The sequence below is a fragment of the Streptomyces sp. NPDC058157 genome (assembly GCF_042884105.1).
In the GTDB taxonomy this organism is placed as follows: domain Bacteria; phylum Actinomycetota; class Actinomycetes; order Streptomycetales; family Streptomycetaceae; genus Streptomyces.
The window spans coordinates 1-26,784 of the sequence record NZ_JBHVUQ010000104.1; the positions used below are offsets into that span (position 1 = coordinate 1).

23 protein-coding genes are annotated in these 26,784 nt (G+C 74.1%); 14 read left to right on the forward strand and 9 right to left on the reverse strand.

Translation table 11 applies throughout. The features are described from left to right. Positions 1 to 206 precede the first annotated feature (206 nt). The 3 genes from ACFVXK_RS24015 (at position 207) to ACFVXK_RS24025 (ending at position 5,040) form a co-directional block, all read left to right on the forward strand. Entirely contained in the window at positions 207 to 983 is a 777-nt protein-coding gene (locus tag ACFVXK_RS24015; RefSeq protein ID WP_389614847.1) for a serine/threonine protein kinase, read from the forward strand. Positions 984 to 996: 13 nt separating this feature from the next. Beyond that, entirely contained in the window at positions 997 to 2,580 is a 1,584-nt protein-coding gene (locus tag ACFVXK_RS24020; protein WP_389614880.1) for a protein kinase, read from the forward strand. 72 nt (positions 2,581 to 2,652) lie between these two features. Beyond that, a complete protein-coding gene (locus ACFVXK_RS24025; RefSeq protein WP_389614849.1) occupies positions 2,653 to 5,040 on the forward strand; it encodes an ATP-binding cassette domain-containing protein in 2,388 nt (795 codons plus the stop codon). A gap of 49 nt (positions 5,041 to 5,089) precedes the next feature. Here the strand turns inward: ACFVXK_RS24025 and recQ are convergent, their stop codons facing one another. Then, positions 5,090 to 7,141 (reverse strand): DNA helicase RecQ, encoded by a 2,052-nt coding sequence (gene recQ, locus ACFVXK_RS24030; protein WP_389614851.1) that lies wholly within the window; start codon positions 7,139 to 7,141, stop codon positions 5,090 to 5,092. 226 nt (positions 7,142 to 7,367) lie between these two features. Then, on the reverse strand, positions 7,368 to 7,778 hold the full coding sequence (locus ACFVXK_RS24035; RefSeq protein ID WP_389614854.1) for a Fur family transcriptional regulator: 411 nt from the start codon (positions 7,776 to 7,778) through the stop codon (positions 7,368 to 7,370). Between the two features lie 152 nt (positions 7,779 to 7,930). On the opposite strand from ACFVXK_RS24035, the gene katG reads away from it, so the two are divergent. Then, entirely contained in the window at positions 7,931 to 10,129 is a 2,199-nt protein-coding gene (gene katG, locus ACFVXK_RS24040) for a catalase/peroxidase HPI (RefSeq protein ID WP_389614856.1), read from the forward strand. 105 nt (positions 10,130 to 10,234) lie between these two features. Here the strand turns inward: katG and ACFVXK_RS24045 are convergent, their stop codons facing one another. Next, positions 10,235 to 10,516, reverse strand: a complete 282-nt coding sequence (locus tag ACFVXK_RS24045) for a metal-sensitive transcriptional regulator (protein WP_045947249.1) — start codon at positions 10,514 to 10,516, stop codon at positions 10,235 to 10,237. A gap of 87 nt (positions 10,517 to 10,603) precedes the next feature. Next, positions 10,604 to 11,569 (reverse strand): hypothetical protein, encoded by a 966-nt coding sequence (locus ACFVXK_RS24050; RefSeq protein ID WP_389614859.1) that lies wholly within the window; start codon positions 11,567 to 11,569, stop codon positions 10,604 to 10,606. A 186-nt stretch (positions 11,570 to 11,755) separates the two neighbouring features. On the opposite strand from ACFVXK_RS24050, the gene ACFVXK_RS24055 reads away from it, so the two are divergent. The 9 genes from ACFVXK_RS24055 to ACFVXK_RS24095 all read left to right on the forward strand — a co-directional run bounded on the left by ACFVXK_RS24055 (position 11,756) and on the right by ACFVXK_RS24095 (position 19,545). Further along, positions 11,756 to 12,043: a cation transporter gene (locus ACFVXK_RS24055; RefSeq protein WP_045947247.1), complete on the forward strand. Its 288-nt coding sequence runs from the start codon at positions 11,756 to 11,758 to the stop codon at positions 12,041 to 12,043. Positions 12,044 to 12,137: 94 nt separating this feature from the next. Further along, on the forward strand, positions 12,138 to 14,405 hold the full coding sequence (locus ACFVXK_RS24060; protein ID WP_389614861.1) for a heavy metal translocating P-type ATPase: 2,268 nt from the start codon (positions 12,138 to 12,140) through the stop codon (positions 14,403 to 14,405). Positions 14,406 to 14,414: 9 nt separating this feature from the next. Further along, entirely contained in the window at positions 14,415 to 14,696 is a 282-nt protein-coding gene (locus ACFVXK_RS24065) for a metal-sensitive transcriptional regulator (RefSeq protein WP_389614863.1), read from the forward strand. A 165-nt stretch (positions 14,697 to 14,861) separates the two neighbouring features. Beyond that, positions 14,862 to 15,257, forward strand: coding sequence for a BlaI/MecI/CopY family transcriptional regulator (locus ACFVXK_RS24070; RefSeq protein WP_389614865.1), 396 nt, complete (start codon positions 14,862 to 14,864; stop codon positions 15,255 to 15,257). Further along, positions 15,254 to 16,162 (forward strand): M56 family metallopeptidase, encoded by a 909-nt coding sequence (locus ACFVXK_RS24075; protein ID WP_389614867.1) that lies wholly within the window; start codon positions 15,254 to 15,256, stop codon positions 16,160 to 16,162. Before ACFVXK_RS24070 ends, ACFVXK_RS24075 begins: the two co-directional genes overlap by 4 nt. A gap of 130 nt (positions 16,163 to 16,292) precedes the next feature. After that, positions 16,293 to 16,772 (forward strand): GNAT family N-acetyltransferase, encoded by a 480-nt coding sequence (locus tag ACFVXK_RS24080; RefSeq protein ID WP_389614869.1) that lies wholly within the window; start codon positions 16,293 to 16,295, stop codon positions 16,770 to 16,772. A 178-nt stretch (positions 16,773 to 16,950) separates the two neighbouring features. After that, positions 16,951 to 17,856 carry a class I SAM-dependent methyltransferase gene (locus ACFVXK_RS24085; RefSeq protein WP_389614871.1) on the forward strand — a complete coding sequence of 302 codons (906 nt, stop codon included), beginning with the start codon at positions 16,951 to 16,953 and terminating at the stop codon, positions 17,854 to 17,856. Positions 17,857 to 17,974: 118 nt separating this feature from the next. After that, a complete protein-coding gene (locus tag ACFVXK_RS24090; protein WP_358898267.1) occupies positions 17,975 to 18,418 on the forward strand; it encodes a transcriptional repressor in 444 nt (147 codons plus the stop codon). Positions 18,419 to 18,492: 74 nt separating this feature from the next. Continuing rightward, positions 18,493 to 19,545 carry a LuxR C-terminal-related transcriptional regulator gene (locus ACFVXK_RS24095; RefSeq protein WP_388950660.1) on the forward strand — a complete coding sequence of 351 codons (1,053 nt, stop codon included), beginning with the start codon at positions 18,493 to 18,495 and terminating at the stop codon, positions 19,543 to 19,545. Between the two features lie 334 nt (positions 19,546 to 19,879). On the opposite strand, the gene mshA is transcribed toward ACFVXK_RS24095, so the two are convergent. The 3 genes from mshA to ACFVXK_RS24110 form a co-directional block, all read right to left on the reverse strand. Further along, complete coding sequence (gene mshA / locus ACFVXK_RS24100; protein ID WP_389614882.1) at positions 19,880 to 21,202, reverse strand: D-inositol-3-phosphate glycosyltransferase; 1,323 nt, start codon at positions 21,200 to 21,202, stop codon at positions 19,880 to 19,882. A gap of 216 nt (positions 21,203 to 21,418) precedes the next feature. After that, positions 21,419 to 22,993, reverse strand: coding sequence for a class I tRNA ligase family protein (locus ACFVXK_RS24105; protein WP_389614874.1), 1,575 nt, complete (start codon positions 22,991 to 22,993; stop codon positions 21,419 to 21,421). A 243-nt stretch (positions 22,994 to 23,236) separates the two neighbouring features. Next, entirely contained in the window at positions 23,237 to 25,039 is a 1,803-nt protein-coding gene (locus tag ACFVXK_RS24110; protein WP_389614876.1) for an asparagine synthetase B family protein, read from the reverse strand. 102 nt (positions 25,040 to 25,141) lie between these two features. On the opposite strand from ACFVXK_RS24110, the gene ACFVXK_RS24115 reads away from it, so the two are divergent. After that, positions 25,142 to 25,888 (forward strand): PIG-L deacetylase family protein, encoded by a 747-nt coding sequence (locus ACFVXK_RS24115; RefSeq protein ID WP_389614878.1) that lies wholly within the window; start codon positions 25,142 to 25,144, stop codon positions 25,886 to 25,888. Positions 25,889 to 25,931: 43 nt separating this feature from the next. Here ACFVXK_RS24115 and ACFVXK_RS24120 read toward each other — a convergent pair whose 3' ends face one another. Continuing rightward, positions 25,932 to 26,624, reverse strand: a complete 693-nt coding sequence (locus ACFVXK_RS24120; RefSeq protein WP_389614884.1) for a maleylpyruvate isomerase family mycothiol-dependent enzyme — start codon at positions 26,622 to 26,624, stop codon at positions 25,932 to 25,934. 23 nt (positions 26,625 to 26,647) lie between these two features. Next, positions 26,648 to 26,784 (reverse strand): adenosylhomocysteinase (locus ACFVXK_RS24125; protein WP_366456701.1); only part of this gene is annotated, 137 nt, incomplete at its 5' end.

Sequence of the window (26,784 nt, forward strand, 5' to 3'; positions counted from 1 at the left end):
GGCCGGCCCGACACGGAAGGACGATGAGACTGACGGGAAACCCCCGACCCTTCTCCGAGACCGCCCCTCTCGAACCCCGCCCTCCCCCATCCCCGAGACGCTGTTCAGGGCTCCGCCGAATTGGCCGAAGGGGCACGGGCCAGGCAGGGCCGTAGCGGGTAACGTCCCTGTCCAGGCGTCTGTCGACACGTCGGACAGGGGGAATCGTGAGCGGCATAGTCGTCCATCTGCCCGGAGGCGGCGCGGGCGGCGGGGCGGTCACCTTGCGGCTCGGGCCCGGGGAAGCGGCGCGGTTCGGGCGCGGGGACGCGCGGACGCCGGTCGAACTCCGCCTGGACGACGTGGCGATCTCCCGGCTGGCCGGGGAGATCCGCGTCACCGACGACCACTGGCAGCTGAGCAACCACAGCCCCACCCAGAGCTACCTGGTGGAGAACCCGGAAGGGGCGGGCGAGTACCTGCGGGTGCCGCCGCGCCGGGCGGGGGCGCCCATACCGTTCGAGTTCTCCCGGGTGGTGCTGCCCACCCGGGCCGGCGGCGCGGTCTCCTTCCAGGTGTTCGCCCCCGACCACCTCTACCTGGACCCGCCCGGCCCCGGCGGCCGGCTGACGGGGCGCACGGTGACGGCGTACTCCCTGGACGAGACGGCCACGTACTTCCTGGTGCTGGTCGCGCTCTGCGAGCCCTGGCTGCGGGACCGCTCGCCGGTCTCGGTGCCGACCACCCCGCAGGTGGTGGAGCGGCTGCGCGGGCGTCCCGGCTGCGGCCGGCTGACGGCGCGGGCGGTGAGCTCGCACATCGACTACCTGGCCGTGGAGAAGCTGCGGATCGGCGGCCCCGCCGCCTCCGAGCCCGGGCGGGGCGAGCGGCACAACGGCAAGCGGGACGCGGTGGTCGGGCTGGCGCTGAGGTTCGGGATCGTCCGGGAGGAACACCTCGGGCTGCTGCCGCCCTCACGGGCCGAAGCGGGGGCGCGGGGGTAGCCGGGTGAAGCGGCTGCACAGCCCCGGCGCCCGGTGGGGAAGCGACGACGGTGACACGGAACTCCTGCCCCCGGGCCACCGGGTGGGGGCGTGGGTGGTGGGCGAGCCGATCGGGGCCGGCGGCTGGGCGACCGTCTACGCCGGGCGGCCGGCGGATCCGCGGCAGGGCGGCGAGGTGGCCCTGAAGGTGATGCCGACGGCCGGGCTGGCGCCGCGGCAGGCCCGGGGCGTGGCCGAGGCCGCCCGGCGCGAGGTGGAGCTCGGGACCCGGGCGGGGCACCCCCGGCTGGTCCGGCTGCTGGACTACCTGGTGCTCGACGCGCCGGAGCACCCGTCGCTGGACGGGGCGGTCGTGCTGGTCATGGAGCGTGCGGCGGGCAGTCTGCGCGAGCGGATCGACGCCGGGGTGTCGCACGCGGAGGGCGGACGGCTGGTCGCGGGGATCTGCGAGGGGCTGGCCCACCTGCACCGCAGCGGCTGGGTGCACGCCGACCTCAAGCCGGAGAACGTCCTGATCGGCGCGGACGGTGCGGTCAGGCTCTCGGACTTCGGGCTCGCCACGGAGCTGACCGGGACCCACGGGTACGCGGCGCCGATGGGCACCCTCGACTACCTTCCGCCGGAGCGCTGGAGGGCACCGCTCGGTGAGCGGGGCGTACGGGTCCGGGCGAGCGCCGACGTCTGGGCCCTGGGCCTGGTGATCCACGAGGTGTTCGCCGCCGGTGCCCCGCTGTTCCCCGGGGCCACCCCGATGGCACGGGGCGCGGCCGTGCAGGAGTACGCGGCGGGGCGCGCCGCCCTGCGGATGGACGGCGGGATCCCGGAGTTCTGGCGGTCCCTGGCGGCCGACTGCCTGGCCCCCACCCACGAGGCCCGGGCGGCCCACACGGCGGAGAGCCTGCTGCGGCGGATCGGCGCCGCGCGGTCGGCGGGCGCCCCTGGAGGGGACGCGGTGACGACGGCCGGACCCACGACGGCCGAGGCTCCCCCAGCCGGACCCACGACGGCCGAGGCTCCCCCAGCCGGACCCACGACGGCCGAGGCTCCGGCGGACGGGTACACGACGGCCGGACCCACGACGGACGCGGGCGCCGCCGCGGGCCGCGGGCTCCGGGCCCGCACGGCGGTGCTGCTGCGGCGGCGGGCGGTGTTGCTGGCCGCCGCCACCTGCGGGGCGGCAGCCGCCGCCCTGTGGTCCTCGTCCGGAGGGGAGGTCGCGGCGGCCCCGCCCGGCGGGTCACGGGAGGCGCCGCTGCCGGTGCGGGTGTTCAACGCCGAGCGGGCCTGCCAGGACCGGGCCGACCGGGAGCCGCGGTGCAGCCTGGGCCTGGCGGTCGACCCGGCGCGGCCCTACACCGCCGGGAACGTCGTGCCGACCCGGGTGTGGCACGCCGACGTCCTCGACGCCGACTGCGAGCTGGCGCGGGGGGAGCCCGTCATCGACGAGTCGGACTTCCGCTCCACGCTCTGGTACCGGGTGCGGCTGCCGGGCGGGGCACCGCGGGCCAGCGCCTGGCTGCCGGCCGTGCGGACGAAGGACCGCCCGGCCCTGCCCCCGTGCCCGGACCGGTCACGTTCGGAGAAGCAGGAGCCCTGAGCCCTCGCGTAGCGTGGAACGGGCCGGGGCGCCGAGGGACGCCGCCGCGGCCGCGCCGACGAGGGAGAGACGATGAGCAGGGGCACGACCAACGACCGGCCGCCCGTACCGCACGCCGCCGACAGCCACGACATGATCCGGGTGCACGGTGCGCGGGAGAACAACCTCCGGGACGTCAGCGTGGAGATCCCCAAGCGGCGGCTGACGGTGTTCACCGGGGTGTCCGGCTCGGGCAAGAGCTCGCTCGTGTTCGACACCGTCGCCGCGGAGTCCCAGCGGCTGATCAACGAGACGTACAGCGCCTTCGTCCAGGGCTTCATGCCCACGGCGGCCCGCCCCGACGTGGACGTGCTGGACGGACTGACGACGGTGATCGCCGTGGACCAGCAGCGGATGGGCGGCGACCCCCGCTCCACGGTCGGCACCGCCACGGACGCCAACGCGATGCTGCGCATCCTCTTCAGCCGGCTCGGCGACCCACACATCGGCTCCCCCAAGGCGTACTCCTTCAACGTGGCCTCGATCAGCGGCGCGGGCGCGGTCACCCTGGAGCGCGGGGGGCAGACGGTCAAGGAGCGGCGCGAGTTCAGCATCACCGGCGGCATGTGCCCGCGCTGCGAGGGCCGGGGCACGGTCAACGACCTCGACCTCGCCCAGCTGTTCGACGAGTCCAAGTCCCTGAACGAGGGGGCGCTGACCATCCCCGGCTACAAGCCCGGCGGCTGGAACTACCGGCTCTACGTCGAGTCGGGCCTCTTCGACCCGGACAAGCCGATCCGCTCGTTCACCAGGAAGCAGCTGGCCGACTTCCTCCACCGCGAGCCGGTCCGGATGAAGATCGCCGGGATCAACATGACGTACGAGGGGCTGATCCCGCGGATCCGCAAGTCGATGCTGGCCAAGGACAAGGAGGCGATGCAGCCGCACATCCGGGAGTTCGTGGAGCGCGCGGTCACCTTCACCACGTGTCCGGACTGCGCAGGGACGCGGCTGAGCGAGGGCGCGCGGTCCTCGAAGGTCGAGGGGATCAGCATCGCGGACGCCTGCGCGATGCAGATCAGCGACCTGGCCACGTGGGTGAGCGGTCTGGACGAGCCCTCGGTGGCGCCGCTGCTGGCCACGCTGCGGCACACGCTGGACTCGTTCGTGGAGATCGGGCTGGGGTACCTCTCGCTGGACCGGGCGGCGGGCACGCTGTCGGGCGGGGAGGCGCAGCGGGTGAAGATGATCCGCCACCTCGGCTCGGCGCTGACCGACGTCACGTACGTCTTCGACGAGCCGACCACCGGCCTGCACCCGCACGACATCGAGCGGATGAACGGGCTGCTGCTGCGGCTGCGCGACAAGGGCAACACGGTGCTGGTCGTGGAGCACAAGCCGGAGGTCATCGCGATCGCCGACCACGTCGTCGACCTGGGGCCGGGCGCCGGCGCGGCGGGCGGCACGGTGTGCTTCGAGGGCGGGGTCGAGGGGCTGCGGGCCAGCGGGACGGTGACCGGGCGGCACTTCGACGACCGGGCCTCCCTCAAGGGGTCGCCGCGCGAGCGGTCGGGCGTGCTGGAGATCCGCGGGGCGTCGGCGCACAACCTGCGCGACGTCGACGTGGACGTCCCGCTGGGGGTGCTCACGGTGGTCACGGGGGTGGCCGGCTCGGGCAAGAGCTCGCTCATCCACGGTTCCGTCCCGGCCTCGGCGGGGGTGGTGTCGGTGGACCAGACGCCGATCCGCGGTTCGCGGCGGAGCAACCCGGCGACGTACACGGGGCTGCTGGAGCCGATCCGCAAGGCGTTCGCCAAGGCCAACGGCGTCAAGCCGGCCCTGTTCAGCGCCAATTCGGAGGGGGCCTGCCCGACCTGCAACGGCGCCGGGGTCGTCTACACCGACCTGGCGATGATGGCCGGGGTGGCCACGACCTGCGAGGACTGCGACGGCAAGCGGTTCGACGCGTCGGTGCTGGAGTACCGGCTCGGCGGCCGGGACATCAGCGAGGTGCTGGAGATGCCGGTGGCCCAGGCGGAGGAGTTCTTCGGCTCGGGCGAGGCGCGTACCCCGGCGGCGCACCGGATCCTGGAGCGGCTGGTGGACGTCGGCCTGGGCTACCTGACCCTCGGCCAGCCGCTGACCACGCTGTCGGGCGGGGAGCGGCAGCGGCTGAAGCTGGCCACGCACATGGGTGAGAAGGGCGGGATCTACGTCCTGGACGAGCCGACCGCGGGCCTGCACCTGGCCGATGTGGAGCACCTGCTGGGGCTGCTGGACCGGCTGGTGGACTCCGGCAAGTCGGTGATCGTGATCGAGCACCACCAGGCGGTCATGGCGCACGCCGACTGGATCATCGACCTGGGGCCGGGCGCCGGCCACGACGGCGGGCGGATCGTCTTCGAGGGCACGCCGGCCGAGCTGGTGGCCGCCTCCTCCACGCTGACCGGCGAGCATCTGGCGGCGTACGTCGGCGCCTGACCGGCGGGGGTGGCGGGGCGGCCCCTGCGGGGCCGCCCCTGCCGGCGGGTCAGCGCCAGTCGTCCCAGGGAGGGTCGATCTCCTCCGGGTCGAAGGGCGGTTCGTCCTCGAAGGGCGGCTCCTCCGGGGCGGTCTCCGGGGCGGCCTGCGGCGCGGCCCGGCGGGGCGCGGCGGGCGCGAGCCCGGTGAGCGGCGCGGCGACGGGAGCCGGTGCGGCGGTGGCCACGGCGCCGTCCGCCCGGCAGGTGGCCAGGGCGTCGAGGAGGCCCTCGGCGTACTTGGCGAGCTTGGCCTCGCCGACGCCGCCGATCCCGCCGAGTTCCTCTACGGTGCCGGGCAGCCGGGTAGCGACCTCCCGGAGCGTCGCGTCGTGGAAGACGACGTACGCGGGCACGCCCTGCTCCTTGGCCGTCGCGGCCCGCCAGGCGCGCAGGGCCTCGAAGACGGGGACGGCGGCGGCGGGGAGGTCGACGGGGACGCGGGCGGCCTTGCCGGAGCGGGAGCCGCCTTCCTTGCGGGCGGTGGCCGGGGCCTTCTTCTCCTTGCGCATCTGGACGGTGCGGCGTCCGCCGAGCACCTCGCCGCTGGCGTCGGTGAGGACGAGGGTGCCGTAGTCGCCCTCCACGGCCAGCAGCCGCTGCGCCAGCAGCTGGCGCACGACGCCGCGCCATTCGGCGGTGCCGAGGTCGGCGCCGACGCCGAAGACCGAGAGGGCGTCGTGGTCGAACTGGATGACCTTGGCGGTCTTCTTGCCCTGGAGGATGTCGATGATCTGGCCGGCGCCGAACTTCTGGCGGCGTTCCTTGGCCAGCCGCCACACCGTGGACAGCAGCTTCTGGGCGGCGACGGTGCCGTCCCAGGACTCGGCGGGGGTCAGGCAGGTGTCGCAGTTGCCGCAGGGGCCGCCGTGCTGGCCGAAGTACTCCAGCAGCCGGGCGCGCCGGCAGTCGACGGTCTCGCAGAGGGCGAGCATGGCGTCGAGGTGCATGCCCAGGGAGCGGCGGTGGGCGTCGTCGCCCTCGGAGCCGTCGATGAGCTTGCGCTGCTGGACGACGTCCTGGAGGCCGTAGGCGAGCCACGCCGTGGCGGGTTCGCCGTCGCGGCCGGCGCGGCCGGTCTCCTGGTAGTAGCCCTCGACGGACTTGGGCAGGTCGAGGTGGGCGACGAAGCGCACGTCGGGCTTGTCGATGCCCATGCCGAAGGCGATGGTGGCGACGACCACGACCCCGTCCTCGCGCAGGAAGCGGGCCTGGTTCGCGGCACGCGCGCGGGAGTCCATGCCGGCGTGGTACGGGACGGCGTCGATGCCCTGTTCCCGCAGGAACGCGGCGGTCTTCTCCACGGAGGAGCGGGAGAGGCAGTAGACGACGCCGGCGTCCCCGTCGTGCTCGGCGCGGATCAGCTCCAGCAGCTGCCGGGCGGGGTTGTCCTTGGGGACGATCCGGTACTGGATGTTGGGGCGGTCGAAGCTGGCGACGAAGTGCCTGGCGTCCTGCAGGCCCAGCCGGGTCGCGATCTCGGCGTGGGTGGCCTCGGTGGCCGTCGCGGTCAGGGCGATCCGCGGCACCTTGGGCCAGCGCTCGTGCAGCATGGACAGCGCGAGGTAGTCGGGGCGGAAGTCGTGGCCCCACTGGGCGACGCAGTGCGCCTCGTCGATGGCGAACAGGGAGACCTTGCCCCGGTCGAGCAGCCGCTGGGTGCCCTCGGTGCGCAGCCGCTCGGGGGCGAGGTAGAGCAGGTCCAGCTCGTCGGCGAGGAAGGCCTGTTCCACGGCCTGCCGCTCGTAGGGGTCCTGCGTGGAGTTGAGGAACCCGGCCCGGACCCCGAGGGCGGTCAGCGCGTCCACCTGGTCCTGCATCAGCGCGATCAGCGGGGAGATCACGATGCCGGTGCCTTCTCTGACGAGCGCCGGGATCTGGTAGCAGAGCGACTTGCCGCCGCCGGTGGGCATCAGGACGAGGGCGTCGCCGCCGCCGATCAGCTGCTCGATGATCTCCTGCTGGTCACCGCGGAAGGAGCTGTAACCGAAGACGCGGTGGAGCACCCGCAAAGCGTCGGAGACCTCGTCTGAGATCTCGGGGGAAGCGTCCGAAAGGGCCATCCGAGAAGCCTAGCGGCACCCTGGGACACTCCCGTCCCGTCGGCCGGGCCTGTGGACGAGCGGTACGACTACTCACCGTGAGGGGTGAACGGGGCGGGAGGACGGGCACGGGCCGCCGTCGCGATCGCGCCGGCGGCGGGCCGGGGAATGCGCCGGAACGGAAGGGCCGGAAAAGGCCGGATATCCGAATACGGAATGCGGAATGCGGCAGGAGGAGAGGAATGGGTCAGGAGCAGGACGGACAAAGTCCCCGGTAGGTGACCTCGACCTTGGACACCGTGAAACCCATGCGCTCCGATTCCGGGAATCCGGCCAGCGGATCACCGGCCGGGTGGACGTCGCGGATCGTCCCGCAGCCGGAGCAGACCAGGTGCTGGTGCGGCCGGCGCGCGTTGGGGTCGTAGCGTTTGGCGCGCCCGTCCGTGGAGACCTCCGCCACCTCGCCGAGGGCGACCAGCTCCCCCAGGGCGTTGTAGACGGTGGCCCGGGAGATCTCGGGCAGCCGCCGAGCCGCCCGGGCGTGGACCTCGTCGGCGGTGAGGTGGACGTGGTCCCCGTCCAGCACCTCGGCGACGACGCGGCGCTGCGCGGTCATCCGCCAGCCACGGCTTCGAAGTCGTTCCAGCAGGTCACTCATAGGGTCACCCATTCCTGGGGAAGCGTACTCTGGCGTGCTTCTTGACTTGGAATCCGTCCATCGTAGGATCGGATCTGCCGATAGCCAAGGGACAGGAAAACACTCCAGCGATTTCCGTGCACCGCGACACCCCCCGGTGCGGAAGGATTCCCATGTCTGAGAAGCAAACCGAAGGCTGCCCCGTCGCCCACGGTCGCGCCGCGCACCCGACCCAGGGCGGCGGAAACCGCCAGTGGTGGCCGGATTCGCTCAATCTGAAGATCCTCGCGAAGAACCCCGCCGTGGCGAACCCGCTGGGCGAGGGGTTCGACTACGCCGAGGCGTTCAAGACCCTCGACCTCCCCGCGGTCAAGCAGGACATCGCGGAGGTGCTGACGACCTCGCAGGACTGGTGGCCCGCCGACTTCGGCCACTACGGCCCCTTCATGGTCCGGATGGCCTGGCACAGCGCGGGCACCTACCGGATCAGCGACGGCCGCGGCGGCGCCGGGGCCGGCCAGCAGCGGTTCGCGCCGCTCAACAGCTGGCCGGACAACGGCAACCTGGACAAGGCCCGCCGCCTGCTGTGGCCGGTGAAGAAGAAGTACGGGCGCAGCCTCTCGTGGGCCGACCTGATGATCCTGGCGGGGAACGTCGCCCTGGAGACGATGGGCCTGGAGACCTTCGGCTTCGGCGGCGGGCGCGCGGACGTCTGGGAGCCGGACGAGGACGTGTACTGGGGCCCGGAGACCACCTGGCTGGGCGACCAGCGCTACACCGGCGACCGTGAGCTGGAGAGCCCGCTCGGCGCGGTCCAGATGGGCCTGATCTACGTGAACCCGGAGGGCCCGAACGGCAACCCGGACCCGATAGCCGCGGCGCGCGACATCCGTGAAACGTTTCACCGGATGGCGATGAACGACGAGGAGACGGTCGCCCTGATCGCGGGCGGCCACACCTTCGGCAAGACCCACGGCGCGGGCCCGGCCGAGAGCGTCGGCGAGGCCCCCGAGGGCGCGCCGATGTCGGCGCAGGGTTTGGGCTGGGCGAACGCGCACGGCACCGGCAAGGGCGGGGACGCCATCACCAGCGGTCTGGAGGGGATCTGGACCGACACCCCGACCACCTGGGACAACAGCTTCTTCGACATCCTCTTCGGCTACGAGTGGGAGCTGTTCGCGAGCCCGGCCGGCGCCCACCAGTGGCGGCCGAAGGACGGCGCGGGCGCGGGGACCGTGCCCGACGCGCACGACCCGTCGAAGACCCACGCCCCGACGATGCTGACCACCGACCTGTCGCTGCGCTTCGACCCGGTCTACGAGCCGATCTCGCGCCGCTTCCACGCCGACCCCGCCGCGTTCGCGGACGCCTTCGCCCGCGCCTGGTACAAGCTGACGCACCGCGACATGGGCCCCGTCGTCCGCTACCTGGGCCCGGAGGTCCCGGCCGAGCAGCTGCTGTGGCAGGACCCGCTGCCGGCCCGGACGCACGAGCCCGTCGGCGCCGCCGACGTCGCCGATCTCAAGGCCCGCGTGCTGGCCTCGGACCTGTCGGTGGCCGATCTGGTGTCCGCCGCGTGGGCGGCCGCCTCCTCCTTCCGCGGCAGCGACAAGCGCGGCGGCGCCAACGGCGGCCGCGTCCGCCTCCAGCCGCAGATCGGCTGGGAGGTCAACGAGCCCGACCGGCTGACGGCCGTGCTGCGCACCCTGGAGGGGATCCGGCGGTCCTTCAACGAGGGCCGCACGGACGGCCGGCAGGTCTCGGTGGCCGACCTCGTGGTGCTCGCGGGCGGCGCGGCCGTCGAGAAGGCCGCGAAGGACGCGGGCTTCGACGTCGAGGTGCCCTTCAGCCCGGGCCGGGTGGACGCCTCGCAGGAGCAGACGGACGTGGAGTCCTTCGCCGCGCTGGAGCCGGCGGCCGACGGCTTCCGCAACTACCTGGGCAAGGACGGCCGGCTGCCGGCCGAGTACCTGCTGCTGGACCGGGCGAACCTGCTGACCCTGAGCGCGCCCGAGATGACGGTGCTCGTCGGCGGGCTGCGCGTGCTCGGCGCGAACCACGGACGGTCCTCGCTGGGCGTCCTCACCGACGCCCCCGGGACCCTGACCAACGACTTCTTCGTCAACCTGCTCGACCTGGGCACGACGTGGACGGCGGTGTCCGAGGACGAGACCTCCTTCGAGGGCCGGGACGCCGCGACGGGCGCGGTCCGGTGGACGGGCAGCCGGGCGGACCTGGTCTTCGGGTCCAACTCCGAACTGCGCGCCCTGGCGGAGGTGTACGCGAGCGACGACGCGAAGGAGGCGTTCGTGAAGGACTTCGTCGCGGCGTGGGCCAAGGTGATGGACCTGGACCGCTTCGACCTCGTCTGACGCGCCGGCGCTCCTGCGGCGCACCGGTCCGGGCCGGTCCCCTCGGGGGGCCGGCCCGGACGCGTGTGCGCGGCGGACGGAGGGCCGGCGCCGGTCCGCGCCGGGTCAGGCGCGGACCAGGCGGGCGATGGCCCGCGAGGCCTCCTCGACCTTGCCGCGGGCCTGGTCGCCGCCCTCGGCGATGGCGTCGGCGACGCAGGAGTGCAGGTGGTCCTCCATCATGGTCAGCCCGAAGGACTGCAGGGCCTTGGTGGCGGCGCTGACCTGGGTGAGCACGTCGATGCAGTACGTCCCTTCCTCGACCATGCGCTGGAGTCCGCGCACCTGGCCTTCGATGCGGCGCAGCCGCTTGAGGACGTCGTCCTTGTGGGAGGTGTAACCGGGCACGGCGATCGCTTCCCTTCATCGGGCCTTCTTTACCCCTGGGGGGTATGTCGACAACGAGGACGGGCCGCGGGATGTTCCGCCGGGAGGTCAGTGCGAGTGACCGCCCTGCTCCTCCCCGGCCGGCTGTGCGGGCTGCGCGGCGGGAGCCTGGGCCGCGCCGTCGCCGCCCGCCCGGACGGTGAAGGCCGCGGTGCGGACCTTGCCCTGGTGCTGGAAGTCCAGGAAGAGGCGGTAGGTGCCGGCGCTGGGGGCCGTGGCGGTGAAGGAGACGTCGGGGCCGGGGCCGCCCTCGTTGGGGTGGACGTGCAGGTAGGCGAGGTCGCCGTCGCGCAGGGCGACGAGGTGTCCGTAGGCCCCGAGGTAGGGCTCCAGGTCGGTGACGGGCTTGCCGTCCTTGCTGACCGTGAGCTTCAGTTCGCCGGGCTTGCCGGGCTGGAGGGTCCCGCCGAGGGCGACCTGGTAGCCGTCCACCTCGGCGGTGGGTGCGACCGGGGGCATGGGGCTCGGCGCGTAGGCACCGGGGACGGTGAGGTCGGCGCCCAAGGTGACGTTCTTCGCGTCCCCGGCCGACGGGGCGAAGTCGGCGAAGGCCTTGTAGGCGCCCGCGGCGGGCAGGTCCACGGGGGTGGACCAGGTGCCGTCGCCGGCGCGCACCGGGTGGAGGTGGCGGAAGACCGTCAGGTCGCGCGAGGCGACGATGAAGTGCAGTTCCTTGCCGTGTTCGGTCTTGTAGCCGGTGACCTTGCGGCCGGCGGCGTCCTTGACCGAGAACCTGAGCTCGCCCTGGCCGGGGGCCACCACGGGGGTGTCGAGGCTCAGCGTGTAGCCGGCGTCGGAGACCTGGAGGCCGCCGGCCGCCGGGCCCTGGGCGGCGGCCTGATCGTGGCCGCCGTGCCCGCCCTCCGCGGGCGCCTTCGCCTGGGTGGCGTGGGCCGCGTGCCCGGCCTTCGCCGGCTCGCCCACGGGGCCGACGCCCGCCCCGACCCCGTAGGCGGCGCCGAAGGCCGCCGCGAGTGCGGCGGCGAAGGCGGTGATCTTCACTCCGGTGTTCATGCCTGGTCTCCCGTACGACGTAGGTGCCGCGTACAGCGGTTCAATGGATCTCCACCATACCCCCAGGGGGTATCAAGTCAAGCGCGGGAAACTCTTGCGAACGAATACCTCGGGGGGGTATATCTGGAGTCAGCCCGGATACCCCCAGAGGGTATCTGCACGATCAGCACGATCAAGGAGAAGCCCATGTCTTCCTGCTGTTCCCCCGATGGCGCCTGCGCCTCCAACGGTGAGACCACGACCACCGTCGCCGTCGTCGACAGCACCGCCACCGTCTACCGCGTGTCCGGCATGAGCTGCGGACACTGCCGGACCGCCATCACCGCGTCCGTCGGCGCGCTCGCCGGGGTCCTCTCGGTGGACGTGGACGTGGACGGCGGCGTGGTCACCGTGACCACCGCCGGCGAGCCGGACGACGCCGCGATCGCCGCGGCCGTGGACGACGCCGGCTACGAGCTCACCGGCCGGGCCTGACGCCCGCCCCACCCCGACCCACCCGGACGCCGGGGCCCTTCCTTCCCCCGGGGGCCCCGGCACCGGCCCCGCGCTCGAACGAGGAGCAGCACTCATGACCACCATCACCCCCGGCGCCGCCCAGGTCGAGCTCGCCATCGGCGGCATGACCTGCGCCTCGTGCGCGGCACGCATCGAGAAGAAGCTCAACCGCATGGACGGCGTCGAGGCGACCGTCAACTACGCCACCGAGAAGGCGAAGGTCACCTTCGACGCCGAGGCCGACATCTCCGTCGCGGACCTGATCGCCACCGTCGAGGCCACCGGCTACACCGCGCACGAGCCCGCCCCGCCCCGCTCCTCCGCCCCGTCCGGCGCCGGGCAGGAGCCGCCGGCCGAGGCCGACGAACTGGCCCCGCTGCGCCAGCGGCTGACCGCCGCCGTCGTCCTCTCTGTGCCCGTCATCGCCATGGCGATGGTCCCGGCCCTCCAGATCGACTTCTGGCAGTGGCTCTCGCTGACCCTGGCCGCGCCCGTGGTCACCTACGCCGCCTGGCCCTTCCACCGCGCCGCCTGGACCAACGCCAAGCACGGCGCGGCCACCATGGACACGCTGATCTCGGTCGGCACGATCGCCGCGTTCCTGTGGTCGCTGTGGGCCCTGTTCTTCGGCACGGCCGGCACCCCCGGCATGCGGCACGCCTTCGAGTTCACCATCGCCCGCACCGACGGCGCCGGGAACATCTACCTGGAGGCGGCGGCCGGCGTCACCACCTTCATCCTGGCCGGCCGCTACTTCGAGGCGAAGTCCAAGCGCAAGGCCGGCGCCGCCCTCAAGGCGCTGCTGGAGCTGGGCGCCAAGGAGGTCACCGTACTGCGCGGCGGCCACGAGGTGACCGTGCCGACGGCCGACCTCCAGGTCGGCGACCGCTTCCTGGTCCGCCCGGGCGAGAAGATCGCCACCGACGGCACCGTCGTCGAGGGCTCCTCCGCCGTCGACGCCTCGATGCTCACCGGCGAGTCCGTCCCCGTCGAGGTCTCCGTCGGCGACTCCGTCACCGGCGCCACCCTGAACGCAGGCGGCCGCCTGGTCGTCGAGGCCACCCGGGTCGGCTCCGACACCCAGCTCTCGCGCATGGCCCGGCTGGTCGAGGACGCGCAGAACGGCAAGGCCGCCGCCCAGCGGCTCGCCGACAAGATCTCCGCCGTGTTCGTCCCGGTCGTCATCGCCATCGCGCTGGCCACCCTCGGCTTCTGGCTCGGCACCGGCTCCGGTCTCTCGGCCGCCTTCACCGCCGCCGTCGCCGTCCTGATCATCGCCTGCCCCTGCGCCCTGGGCCTGGCCACCCCGACCGCCCTCCTGGTCGGCACCGGCCGCGGCGCCCAGCTCGGCATCCTGATCAAGGGGCCCGAGGTGCTGGAGTCCACCCGCAAGGTCGACACCATCGTCCTGGACAAGACCGGCACCGTCACCACCGGCCGGATGACCCTGCTGCACGTGCACACCGCCGAGGGCACCGACGAGACCGAGGTCCTGCGCCTGGCCGGAGCCCTGGAGCACGCCTCCGAGCACCCCATCGCCCAGGCCGTCGCCGCCGGCGCCGCCGCCCGCGTCGGGTCCCTGCCCGCCCCCGAGGACTTCGCCAACATCCCGGGCCTCGGTGTCCAGGGCGTCGTCGAGGGCCACGCCGTCCTCGTCGGCCGCGGCAAGCTGCTCGCCGAGTGGGCCATGGAACTGCCCCCGCACCTGGAGCGGGCCAAGTCCGACGCCGAGTCGGCCGGCCGCACCGCGATCGCGGTGGCCTGGGACGGGGAGGCGCGCGCGGTGCTGGAGGTCGCCGACGCCGTCAAGGACACCAGCGCCGAGGCCATCCGCCGGCTGCGCGCCCTGGGCCTGACCCCGATCCTGCTGACCGGCGACAACAAGGCCGTGGCCGAGACCGTGGCCCGCGAGGTGGGCATCGACGAGGTCATCGCCGAGGTCATGCCGCAGGACAAGGTGGACGTGGTCAAGCGCCTCCAGGCCGAGGGCCGCAGCGTCGCTATGGTCGGCGACGGGGTCAACGACGCCGCCGCGCTCGCCCAGGCCGACCTCGGCCTGGCCATGGGCACCGGCACCGACGCCGCCATCGAGGCCGGCGACCTGACCCTGGTCCGGGGCGACCTGCGGGCCGCGGCCGACGCCATCCGGCTCGCCCGCAAGACGCTCGGCACGATCCGCTCGAACCTGTTCTGGGCCTTCGCCTACAACGTGGCCGCCCTGCCGCTCGCCGCGGCCGGACTGCTCAACCCGATGATCGCCGGAGCGGCCATGGCCTTCTCCTCGGTCTTCGTCGTCGGCAACAGCCTGCGTCTGCGCGGCTTCAGGGCCGCCGCCAACTGAGGAGCCCCCGTGGCCGGTTACGCACCACAGAAGGAAGACGTCATCCGGCGGCTGCGGCGGATCGAGGGCCAGGTCCGCGGCGTCCAGCGGATGGTCGCCGAGGACGTCTACTGCATCGACGTGCTCACCCAGGTGTCCGCGATCAACGCGGCGCTCCAGTCCTGCGCCGTGACCCTGCTCGACGAGCACCTCGCCTGCTGCGTCACCGAGGCCATCGCCCAGGGCGGGGACCAGGCGAAGGCCAAGGTCGACGAGGCGAGCAGGGCCATCGCCCGGCTGATCCGCGCGTAGCCCGGCGGCCGCAGGGCCCGCGAGCCCCTCCACACGAAGGACCGTGTGGAGGGGCTCGCCGCGTTCCGGCCCCCCGCGCCCGGGCCCCGCGTACCGGGCGGGGGTATGCCCCCGCCGCGAGGGCGCGCCGTACGATGAGCCGCTGCCGAGGGGAGGGCGACGAGCATGCGCGTACGCCGGCTGGGAGAGCTGGAAGCCGAGATCATGGACCGGGTGTGGCAGTGGGAACGGCCCGCCTCCGTCCGCGAGATCGTCGACGACATCAACCGGGGGCGCAAGGTCGCCTACACCACCGTCATGACCGTGGCCGACATCCTGCACCGCAAGGGCTGGCTGAGCCGCGAGAAGTCGGGCCGGGCCTGGATGTACCAGGCGGTGCGCAGCCGTGAGGAGTACACCGCGGCGCTCATGCAGGACGCGCTCGGCGACAGCCAGGACCGCCGGGCCACGCTGCTGCGGTTCGTGGAGCGGATGTCCCACGAGGACGTGGAGGCGCTGGACGAGGCCCTGCGCGCCGCCCGCTCGGAACGCCCCTCCCCCGCGGGGGGCGAGGCCCTGTGAACCACCACGTCCTGCCCCCGCTGGGGCTCGCGCTGGTCACCGGGCTGGTGCTGCCGTGGATGCTGGTCCGTGCCGTGTGGGCGCAGCAGGCGCCCCGGCTGGGGCTGGCCGTGTGGATCGTGTGCGGCGCCCTGTTCGCGGCGTCGACGGCGATGCTGCCGGCGCAGCTGCTGCTGCCCGCGCAGACCAGTCACCGGCTGGTCGACATGGCCCTGACCCTGGACCTCCCCTCCCCGGGCCGGGTGCTGGACGCCTCCCCGCGCGAGGCGCTCGCCGCGCTGGCGGCGCTCGCGGTGCTGGCGGTGCCCGGGACCGGTTTCGTACGGGAGCTGGCGCGGGCGCGCCGGGCCCGCACCCGGCACGCCGAACTGCTGCGGCTGGTGGGCCGCTACGACGGGCGGCTGGGGGTGACGGTGCTGGACGACCCGCGCCCGGCGGTGTACTGCCTGCCGGGACGCTCGCGCCGGGTGGTGGTCTCGACGGGGGCCCTGGAGGTGCTCTCGGAGCAGGAGCTGGCCGCGGCGCTCGCGCACGAGCGGGCCCACATCGGCGGCCGCCACCACCTGTTGGTGGCGGCGGCGGGGGCGTACGCGTCGGTGTTCCGGCGGCTGCCGCTGGCCCGGATCGGCGGGCGGACGGTGCCGCTGCTGCTGGAGATGACCGCCGACGACCGGGCGCTGCGCCGCTGTTCGAGCGATGCGCTGGCCACGGCCCTGTACGCGCTGGCGACGGGGCACGCACCGCACAAGGCGTTCGCGGCGGGCGGTCCGTCGGCGGCGGTGCGGATGCGGCGGATCCTGGGGCCGCGCCGGGCGGGGCGTCCGGTGCTGCGCGGGCTGTTCGCGGTGGCCGTCTCGGCGTCGGCCATCCTCCCGCTGATCGCCCTCTGTTGTTGGACCCGTTGATAGGGGATCACCCAACCCGGCTATTTACTAAGCCAATTCGTAGATTTCCCCCCGACCCCCGGCACTCGAATTGGCCGCTATTGTGGGCGCGTGCGGGCTCAGGACCGGTGCGGTGAGAGGTGGGGGATAGATGCTGCTGGCTGACGTGCGGACGGCAGCTCCGGGGGACGCCGCGGCGATTTCCCGGCTCCTCGCCGCGGCCATACGCGAGGACTACGGCAGCCTCCTCGGCGAAATGCGCGTCGGCCGGCTGGTGTCGGCCCATTGCTCCCTCCCCCGCATTCGAGCGGAAATTGAAATTCCCGGCGGGGCGCCCGCCTGGCTCGGCTGGCTGGTCGCCGCCGACGCGGACGGCGGCGTCGTCGGGGCGGTGTCGGGCGGCCTCCCCGTCACCGCCGAGGGCGAGCTCTACGCCCTGTGCACCGCCCCGGACCGCCGCCGGCAGGGCGTCGGCTCGGCCCTCCTGGCGGCCGCGGGCGAGCGGATGCGGGCCCACGGGGCGCTGACCCAGCGGGTCACCCTGCCCGCCGAAGCGGCCCCGTCCCTGCCGTTCTTCACCCGTCACGGGTTCACCGCGCTCTCCCCGGTCCGGCTGGGCCGCTCCCTCTGACGCACCGCCCGTCCCCGCCCCGGGACCGTGGCAGATCCACGCCATCGCGTGTTCACGCAGCCCGCAACGCTGGCCCCGGCGCCCGCCCGCGGGACAGGATTTCCCCAGCGGCGCGGTCCCCCGGCGGCAGGGGAGCCACGCCCCGGACGGCTGGACCGAGCGAGCCCCTGGAGGAGCGATGCACACACCGAGCGGCACTTCCCTGCCCTTCATGCCGGTCGTGCCCGCAGCGTTCGCACCGGTCCGGCCGGCCACCCCGCAGGACTCCCGGCTCCCGGCGCACGGGGGGTCCGCCGTGCTGCTCCCGGCGGACTGCCTGCCCGGTCTGGAGTCGGCCGCCCCGGCGGACGAGGACGCCGGCTGGCTGCACGACGCCCTGCTGGGCCCGCACAGCGCGGACATCGTCCGCTACCTGAGCCTCGCGCGCCGCTGCGGCGGCCCGGTCCTGGACCTGGGCTGCGGAGCCGGACGCCTGGCGGTGCCGTTCGCCCGGCAGGGCTTCCGGGTCGAGGCGGTGGACCGGGACCCGGCCAGCCTGGAGCGGCTGCGGGCCTGGGGCCGGCGGATCGGCCCCCAGGTCTCGCGGCTGCTGGTCACCACCCGGGCCGATCTCGCGGAACTGCGGCTGCGGGGCAGGTACCGGCTGGCCCTGCTGGCCGGGACGATGATCGCGGCCGTACCGCCCCACGCCCGCCCCGGACTGCTGCGGGAGGTCGCGGGACGGCTTGAGCCGGGCGGCGCCCTGGCCCTGGACTTCACCGCGCACGGACCGCGCGGGCTCGCCGAGGAGCCCCGGCGCACCTGGGCCTTCCAGGTGCCCCGGTTCGACGGGATCGAGGAGTGGACGGTGGCCCGGCAGGTCTTCGACCCGGACGGGATGACCGAGCGGATCACCTACCACTCGGTGCTCACCGGCAAGGTCCGCACCGAGCGGGTGGTGCGCAGCACCGACAAGTGGGTCGTCGACGGGGAGCGGCTCGCCGCCGAACTGGACGCGGCGGGCCTGCGGGTGGAGCGGCGCCGCACCCACCGGCTGGACGGGCGGACCGAGAGCGTCCTGCTCGTGTGCCGGGCCGGGGGCTGACAGAAGCCCGCCGCGCCCTTCGCTGCCCCTTTCCGCTCCTCCCGCTCGAGAAGGACTCGCAAGAGGTACGATGCTCCCAAAGTTTTGAGTCGACCAGATTGCGGATGGTGGCGCGGTGATGGCTGTCGTGGAGGAGTCGACCGGCCGCGAGGCGGTGATCCAGCGCCTCCGCGACGTAGGACTGCGGGTCACCGGGCCGCGCCTGGAGGTGCTGCAGGTCCTGGCGGCGGGCGGGCACATGGACGTCGAGTCCATCACGGCCGCGGCCCGCGAGCGCCTCGGGACCCTCACCAGCCAGGCCGTCTACGAGATGCTGCGGCACTTCCTGGAGACGGGCCTGGCCGCGAAGTTCGACCGCCCGGGCCTGCCCGCGGTCTTCGAGGTCGCCGGTCCGCCCCACCAGCACGCGCTGTGCGTGCGCTGCGGCCGGGTGGAGAACGTCGAGGCCCCGGTTCCGGAGCCGCCGCGCGGCGCGCCGCTCACCGCCTGGCGGATGGACGGCGGCGCGGAGGTCGTCTTCAAGGGACTGTGCCCCGACTGCCTGAGCGCACCCCGGGACTGATCCCTCTCCTCGTCCCCGATCGGCATGTGCCAAAGTGTGACTGTCGATTCGTAAGACGAGGGGGTCGCTTCGCGATGGCAACGGGCGATGGCAGGGACGGCATCCAGTCGGCCGACAAGGTGCTGGCCCTCTATCAGGAGCTGCGCCTGCGCGGGGTGTCCAACCTCAACGACGCCTTCGAGGAACTCGACCTCTCGTCCGAGGAACGCGAGAAGTGGCGGGCGGAGCTGATCTCGCTCGGCCTCATCGTGCCGACCGGCACCACCCACGCCACCCGCGCCGACCTCCAGTCCGGCGAGTGGCGGCCGGGCCCGGACGCGGTCGCGGCCGTCGACCCGGAGATCGCCCTGCTGCGGATGCTCCAGCGCGAGCGGGAGCGGCTGCGCGAGCACCTGGACGAGTCGGACCGGGCGTACAGCGCGCTGGAGACGCTGGTCGGACGGTTCCTGCGGCCCGGCGCGCTGGGCGGTTCCGACGTCGAGGTGGAGATCCTCGACGACTACGGGCGGATCCAGCAGGTGCTGGAGGACATCACCGACGTCATCCGCCACGACCTGACGTCCATGCACGTGACGGCCCTGGTGCGGGAGGTCGCGGACCGGGTGCTCAGCCGGGACCGCCGGCAGATCGACAACGGGGTGCGCATCCGCGCCATCTACCACCAGCGGATCACCACGTCACCCGAGGCGGTGGAGATGCTCCGGCGCCGGGTCGAGGCCGGTGTGGAGATCCGCCTCTCCCCCGCCGTCCCGATGAACATGATCATCGCGGACCAGCAGTTCGCCGTCCTGCCCGTGCACCCCGAGGACCGGTCGGCCGGCGCGATCCTGGCCCGCGGGCCGGCCCTCGTGCGCTCCTATCTGGCGCTGTACGAACACTGCTGGCACGCGGCCACCCCCTATGGCGACGACGTGGCGCCGGAACTCGGCGGCGACGGACTGTCCGAACAGCAGCGGGCGGCCCTGAAAATGCTGGCATCGGGAATGAAGGACGAAAAGGTCGCCCGGACCCTGGGGGTTTCCCTGCGGACGGTGAGCAGAATGCTGTCCGAGCTGATGCAGGAAATGGGGGCGTCCAGCCGATTCGAGGCGGGCGTGCGCGCGCAGCGGCTCGGCTGGCTGGACTGAACGGAATGGCGCGAGGGCGGAAAGGAAAAGCCCCGCGACCGCCCGGAGGGGCGATAGCGGGGTGATGTCCGCCGGTCCGGCCGGTTGTTCAGTCCCAGCCGTTGCCGTTGTCGCGGATCGTACAGAGCGGGCGGGTGGTGGCGGTGTGCGCAGCGGACATGATTCCTCCAGGAATTGCGGAACATCGATTCGGTCTCCGCGGATCCGTGCCGCCGGAATTCCCTCGAAGACCTCTCCATTGTCGTACGGATTCCCGGTGCGGGCCAGTTCCCTATAGCGCACCTGAGGCGGATCTGAAGGAGTTCATACAGACGTTACGCTTGCGCACCTTTGGTCAGCTCAAAAGTGCTGCTAGGGTGGAATTCCGGCCTTCTCGGCCCTCCAGGGGAGAGGCGTCGGCGAGGCAGGAGCGTGCCGCCGCTCCTGCCTCACTCATGTCCGCGCCCGGTCGCGCCCCTTCCTCCCGCAGCACGTCCCGGTAGACCTCCAGGGTCCGCGCCGCCGCACCGCGCCAGCTCATGTTCCGGGCGTGGGCCACCGCCGCCCGGCCCATCACCGCGGCCTCCCCCGGGTGTTCGGCGAACCACAGCAGTCCGCGGGCGTACTCCGCCGGATCGTTGCCGTGCACGAGCCTCCCCGTCACCCCGTCCTGCACCGCGGTCGGCAGCCCTCCCACGGCGGAGGCCAGGACCGGGGTCCCGCATGCCTGCGCCTCCAGGGCCACCAGCCCGAACGACTCGCTGCGCGAGGGCACCATCAGCACGTCGGCCGCCCGGTACCACAGCGCCAACTCCCGCTGGGGTACGGGCGGGTGGTGCCGCAGCACCTGCGAGACCCCCAGCTCGCGGGCGAGTTCCCACGCCTCCCCGCGCGGCCCGGCCCCCGAGTTGCCGCCCACCACCGGGACCAGGGTCCGCCCGCGCAGGTGCGGGGCCCGCTCCAGCAGGCCGGCGACCGCGCGGACCATCACGTCCGGCCCCTTGAGGGGCTGGATGCGGCCCGCGTACAGGGGGATGAACGCGTCGGCCGGCAGCCCCAGCCGGGCCCGTGCCGCCGCCCTCCCCCGGCCGGGACCGAAGGTGGCCAGGTCCACGCCCGGCCGGACGATCTGCGTGCGGCGCGCGTCGGCCCCGTACAGCTCGCCCAGCGCCCGGGCCTCGTCGCCGGTGTTGGCGATCAGCCGGTCCGCGGACCCGACCACCTGGTGCTCGCCCCGGATCCGCAGCTCGGGCTCGGGGGTGTCGCCCTCGGCGAGGGCGGCGTTCTTGACCCGGGCCAGGGTGTGGGCGGTGTGCACGAACGGGATCCGCCAGCCGGCCGCCGCGATGCGGCCGGCCTGGCCGGAGAGCCAGTAGTGCGAGTGCACCAGGTCGTAGCGCCGCTCCTCCTTCAGCAGCGCCAGCGAGAACGGCACCACCAGGGCGGGCATGTCCTCCTTGCGCAGCGGCGCGCGCGGGCCGGCCTCCAGGTGCCGCACCCGCACCCCGGGGCCCAGGCCGGCCGGGTCCGGGTGCTCCTCCCCCGCGCACCGGGTGAACAGGTCCACCTCCACGCCCTGTTCGGCCAGGGCTCGGGAGAGCTGGACCATGTAGACGTTCATGCCGCCCGCGTCCCCGGTGCCGGGCTGGTGCAGCGGCGAGGTGTGGACGCTGAGCATGGCGACGCGCAGGGACACGTGGAACTCCAACGGGGAGAGGCCGCGCGCCCCGCTCCGCCGGTGACCGGCGCGCGGTCACGCGGCGAAGGAGGGTGGTCGTCTCGCTGTGGTGCGTGGTGCGGTGGTGCGGGGAGGTGCCGCCGTGTGGGGGGCGGCGGCACGGTCCGGGTCCGGGTCCGGGTCCGGGTCCGGGTCCGGACCCGGACCCGGGTCCGGTCAGAAGCCGAAGACCGGGCCCGAGGTCGGGGCCAGCCTGGTCCCCGGGGCGGGCGGGAGGAGGGCCGCGGCCGAAACCGGGCCGCCCGGCTCCGCCTTGAGGGCGGCGGCCAGCCGGTCGGCGCCCTCCGGCATCACCGGCCGCGCCCAGGCGGCGAGCGCCCGGGCCACCGCCAGCTGGGCCGCGAGGGCCGGCAGGTGGCGGCTGTCGGCCGTGGGCCGGTGCGCCTCGTGCGCGTTGACGTGGCCGAAGTCGGCCGCCGAGCGCACCATCTCGTCGAGCAGGGCGACGGCCCTGCGGGGGTCGAAGGACTCGGGTGAGTACGCCTCCCGCAGGTCCTCCACCCCGCGCAGCAGCCGCCGTTCCAGCACCTCCCAGCCGGCGCCGCCGGGCAGCGCCGCCGGGGCCAGCCCCGCGCACTCCTCGCGGACGGCCGCGAACAGCCGCGCCAGCCAGCTGTTCCAGCTCTCGTCGAGCTCCCGGCGCGCGGCGGCGAGCCGCTCGGGCCGGAACTCCGTGCGCCGGCCGAGCGGCCGGGCCTGCAGGACGTGCCGGCGCAGCGTGTCGGAGCCGTACTCCGTGATCAGGTCCAGGGCCCAGGCCTTCTGGCCGGAACCCCAGACCAGGGCCTCGTCGTCCACGACGTACGCCTCGTTGACGCAGAAGTGCTGCGGCAGCTTGACGCCCTGGGCGAAGAGCAGGACCGGCAGCAGGACGGCGTGGCAGAAGGCGTGGCCGAAGCCGCAGAAGTGGATGGCCCGTTCGGGCAGCGCCTGGTCCCCGTAGCCGAACAGGTGCATCGCGGCGGCCTCGAAGCAGCCGTCGATCCGGTGCTCGGGGAAGCCGTCGACCGGGACAGGCAGCCCCCATTCGGCCGGGTGGGCGACCGCGATGTCGGGCAGGCCGTCCTCGACGAGGGACTCGCACAGCGCGGCCAGCCGCGGCGGCAGGCCCGTGCCGGCCCAGTACTCGGCGAGGGCCTCCCGGTGCGGCTCCAGCGGGACGTAGAGCCGGCGGCAGCGCCGGGGCACGGCCGCGGAGCCGCACTGGGCGCAGCGGGGCTCCAGCAGGTCGCCGCCGTCGTTGGGGCGGGCGCACTCGTGGCACATGCCGCCTTCGCTGGATGCGGAGCAGTGCGGGCAGGTGCCGGTGACGTGGGCCCCGTGGAGCCAGCGGTCGCAGGACTCGCAGTACGGGGTGAGGCGGGTGCGGGCGGCGATGACGCCCTCGGCGTGCAGGCGCCGGAAGAGGTCCGCGAGCCAGCGCCCGTATCCCTTGTCCTGGCGGGGTCGCACGACGTGGTCGAACTCCACGCCCGAGCGCAGCCAGTCCGAGGTGATGGCGGCCCGGTACCCCTCCGCGACCTCCTCCGGTTTGCGGCCCGCGCGCAGGGCGCGGGCGTGCACGGAGCTGTTGTGGTCGGCGGTGCCCGTGGTGAACAGGACGGGTTCGCCCTCGGCCCTCAGGTAGCGCGACAGGACGTCCGCCGCGACGTAGGGGCCCGCGAGGTGTCCGACGTGCAGTTCGCCGTGGGTGGCCGGCGGGGTCGCGGTGATCCATACGGGGGTGCTCATGGGACCTCCTTGACGTTGTGGTGCGCAGTACGCAGCGGGGCTTGGCACGGGATGAGCGCTCGGGGCGGGCGGGCCGCCGCCCGGCCGCCGGGAAGCCCGGGGTGCCGTTCCAGCGTGACAGAGAAACGAACCGACCGGTCTGGTATCCGGGTGCGCGTTCACGCCGTTGCGTGGATACGCCAGGAGGTACCGGCCGGTCGGCCGGGTACTCCGGGGGCCACCGGCCTTGCGCCGCGAGGCCGTTCAGGCGGCGCAGTCGAGCGGGACGCGCAGGCCGCGGACCACCTCGGTCCACAGCTCGTGCACGGCCAGCGCCCACAGCGCGAGCGCGTCGCCCTCCGAGGGGCGCTCCAGCTGACGGGCCAGCAGTGCCCGGACCCGTTCGGGACGGACCCGTCCGGCTCTCGCCAGCCGCTCCGGGGAGAGCAGTTCGCGCACGGGGTCCAGCAGCGGGCCGCCGGGCGCGATCAGGGCGGCGAGGGGCGGGGCGGACGGCTGCCGGGCGCGCCGGGCCAGGGCCTCGGGCAGCAGCTCGCGCGCCGCCCCGTGCAGGGCCCGCCGGTCGTACGGGCCTGCGGGCGCGAGGGCGCGGGCGGCGACGGCGGGGCGGCAGAAGGGCATCCTGGCCTCGACGGCCCAGGCCATGCCCAGGTGGTCGGCCCGGCGCAGCGGGCCGGCGGGCAGCCGCCAGCGGGTCTCGAAGGCGGTGACGGCGGCGCGCCGGTCGCCGTCGGGGCAGGAGCGCAGCTCGCGTTCCACCCGGTCGGCGGCCGATCCCTCGTCGGCGAGGTAGGCGCGGTAGGCGGGCGTGTACAGCCACTGGCGGAGCAGGCGGGGCACGGCGCCCAGCGTGTCGGCGTAGGAGGCGGCCCAGTCCGCGCCGGTGGGTGCCGAGGCGGCGGCGTGCAGCCGGGCGGGCCCGCCGAACAGTTCGTCGGCGCCGTCCCCGGTCAGGGCGACGGTGTACCCGGCCTGCCGGGCGGCGCGGAAGAGGGCGTAGGCGGTGAGGGCGGCGGGGTCGGCGTCGGGCTGCCCCAGGTGGCGGGTGGTCCGGGTGAGCAGCGACGGCAGTTCGGCCGGGTCCAGGGCGACCTCGTGGTGGAAGGTGCGGGTGTGCCGGGCGACCTGGCGGGCCCGGCCGTGCTCGGCGCCGGGCCACCGGCCGCGCAGGGCCAGGTGGAAGCTGTGCGGGGCGGGCGCCCCGGTCTCCCGGGCGTACTCGGCGGCCAGGGCGGTGACCAGGCCGGAGGCGAGTCCCCCGCTGGTCAGGGTGCACACCGGTACGTCGGCCCGGGCCAGGCGCCGCACTTCGCGGCGCAGCAGGTCCTGCACGTCCCCGCCGGCCGCCTGCGGAGCCTCCCCCCGCCGCCCGGGAGGTCTGCGCCGCACGACGGGCGCCCGGCCGGGCCGTACGACGGCGGTCGCCCCGGGCGGCAGCAGGCCGATGCCCTCCAGGGCGGTGCGGGCGGAGACGGGGGTGCGCAGGCACAGGACGGTGTCGAGGCTGTCCTCGCGCGGGGCGGTCCGCACCCCGTCGAAGGCCAGCAGCGCGGGGATCTCGGAGGCGAAGCGGAACGTGCCGTCCGCGCCGTGGTGGTAGTGCAGGGGCTTGATGCCCAGCGGGTCGACGGCGAGGACCAGCCGGGGTTCCGCGCGCAGGTCGAGGACGGCGACGGCGAACATCCCGTCGAGCCGCCGCGCGAAGTCGGGGCCGTGTTCCGCGTACAGCGCGGGCAGCAGGGTGCCGTCGCACCGGTCGGGGAACCGGTGGCCGCGGGCGGCGAGTTCGCGCCGCAGGGCGGTGTGGTTGTGGATCTGCCCGTTCAGCACGGCCGTGATGCCCGGCAGGTGCGCGAGCCGGTACGGCTGGCTCCCGCCGTGCGGTTCGGTCACGGCGAGCCGGTCGCAGCCCAGCGCCCAGCCCGGGCCGCGCAGCACGCGGTGCTCGTCGGGGCCGCCGTGCCGCTGCCTGGCCGAGACGGCGGCGAGTTCGGCCGGGTCCGGACGGGCCGGCGCGGGCGACAGGGAGCCGAAGATCCTGCACATGGACGGACGCGCCTCCGCTTCGCGTGGCGTACAGGCGACATGTCGCGAGTACGCCAAAGGGGCTGCCTTGCGGGCCGGGTCCGGGCCCAACAGGCTGATCGCATGGAACACTTCGCGACCGATCTCATTGACCGCAGCGCACCGGAATCCCTGCTGGTCGTGGCCGCGCACCCGGACGACATCGAGTTCTGCGTCAGCGGGACGGTCATGCGGTGGATCGCGCAGGGCACGCGGCGCGTGACGTACTGCATCGTCACGGACGGCGGCGCCGGCGGCTACGACGAACGGCTCCCCCGCCAGGCCATGGGCGACCTCCGCCGGGCCGAGCAGGTCCATTCGGCCAAGCGCAGCGGCGTCGACGACGTCCGCTTCCTGGGCTACCCGGACAGTTACGTGGAGCCGAGCGTGGAGCTGCGCCGCGACCTGTGCCGGGTGATCCGGGAGGTCCGCCCGCAGCGGGCCGTGATACCCAGCCCGGAGATCAACTGGTCCCGCATCGCCGACCTGCACCCCGACCACCGTGCGGTGGGCGACGCCGCCCTGCGGGCGGTCTACCCCGAGGCGCGCAACCCCTTCGCCCACCCGTCCCTGCTCAAGGAGGAGGGGCTGGAGCCGTGGATCGTCCCCGAGCTGTGGCTGATGACCGGCCCGACCCCGAACCAGTACGTCGACGTCACACCGGTCTTCGACCGGAAGGTGGAGGCGCTGCGCATCCACACGTCGCAGACCGCGCACTTCGACGATCTGTCGGGGCTGTTGCGGGAGTGGCTGGGCGAGCACGCCCGGGCGGCGGGGCTGCCGGCCGGGCGGATGGCGGAGGCCTTCCAGGTCGTGCGGATCGACGGCTGAGCGGCCGCCCGGGCCGGGTCGCGGCCCGGGCGCACCCCTGTGCTCACCGGTAGATGAGCAGTTCCCCTTCGGCCGCCCCCGCCAGTTCGTAGCGGGTGGCGACCAGCGGACGGCCCGAGTAGAGCCGGATCAGCGTCGCCGCTTCACCGCTGAACCGTGCCGGGGGCCGGCCGTCCACCTCGTTGCCCAGTTCCAGCGCTCCGGTGTGACCGTCGATGTCGGCGATCAGCCGGGGCGTTTCGCGTGTGCGGCTGGTGACCTGCAGCAGGGGCAGGGCGAGGGCCAGGCTGTCGCCCGCGTACGCGCCCGGCTCCCCGAGGGCCTCGCGGACGTCGCCCGCGTGGATCCACTCCCCCAGGGCCACCGCGTCCAGCCTGCCGTCACCGGCGGCGATGACCGGGCCGGCCTCGCTGAACCCGCGCTCCAGCTCGTCCACGATCCGGCCCACCGGCCAGTCCACGCGTTCGGCCACGTCGGCGGCGTTGGCGGCGGGGAGGAAGACCCCCTCCTCCAGCCGGCCCTCGACGATCCGGACGAGGGCCGCCGCACAGTGGGCGAGGACGTCCCGGGCGGTCCAGCCCGGGCAGGCGGTCCGCAGCCCGAACGAGGCCTCCGGCGTGCGGCGCAACAGCGGGATCAGCACGTCCCGTTCGGTGCGCAGCAGCAGGTCCGGGAGCCACGGGTCCCGATCGCCGGGGGCCGTGTCCGGGGCGGTGGCCGGAGCGGTCTGCACGATGGTGTCCACGGTGTCCCCGGCGGTCAGTAGCGGTAGTGGTCGGGCTTGTACGGGCCCTCGACCTTGACGCCGATGTACTCCGCCTGCTCCGGGCGCAGCGTGGTCAGCTTGACGCCGAGGGCGTCGAGGTGGAGGCGGGCGACCTTCTCGTCGAGGTGCT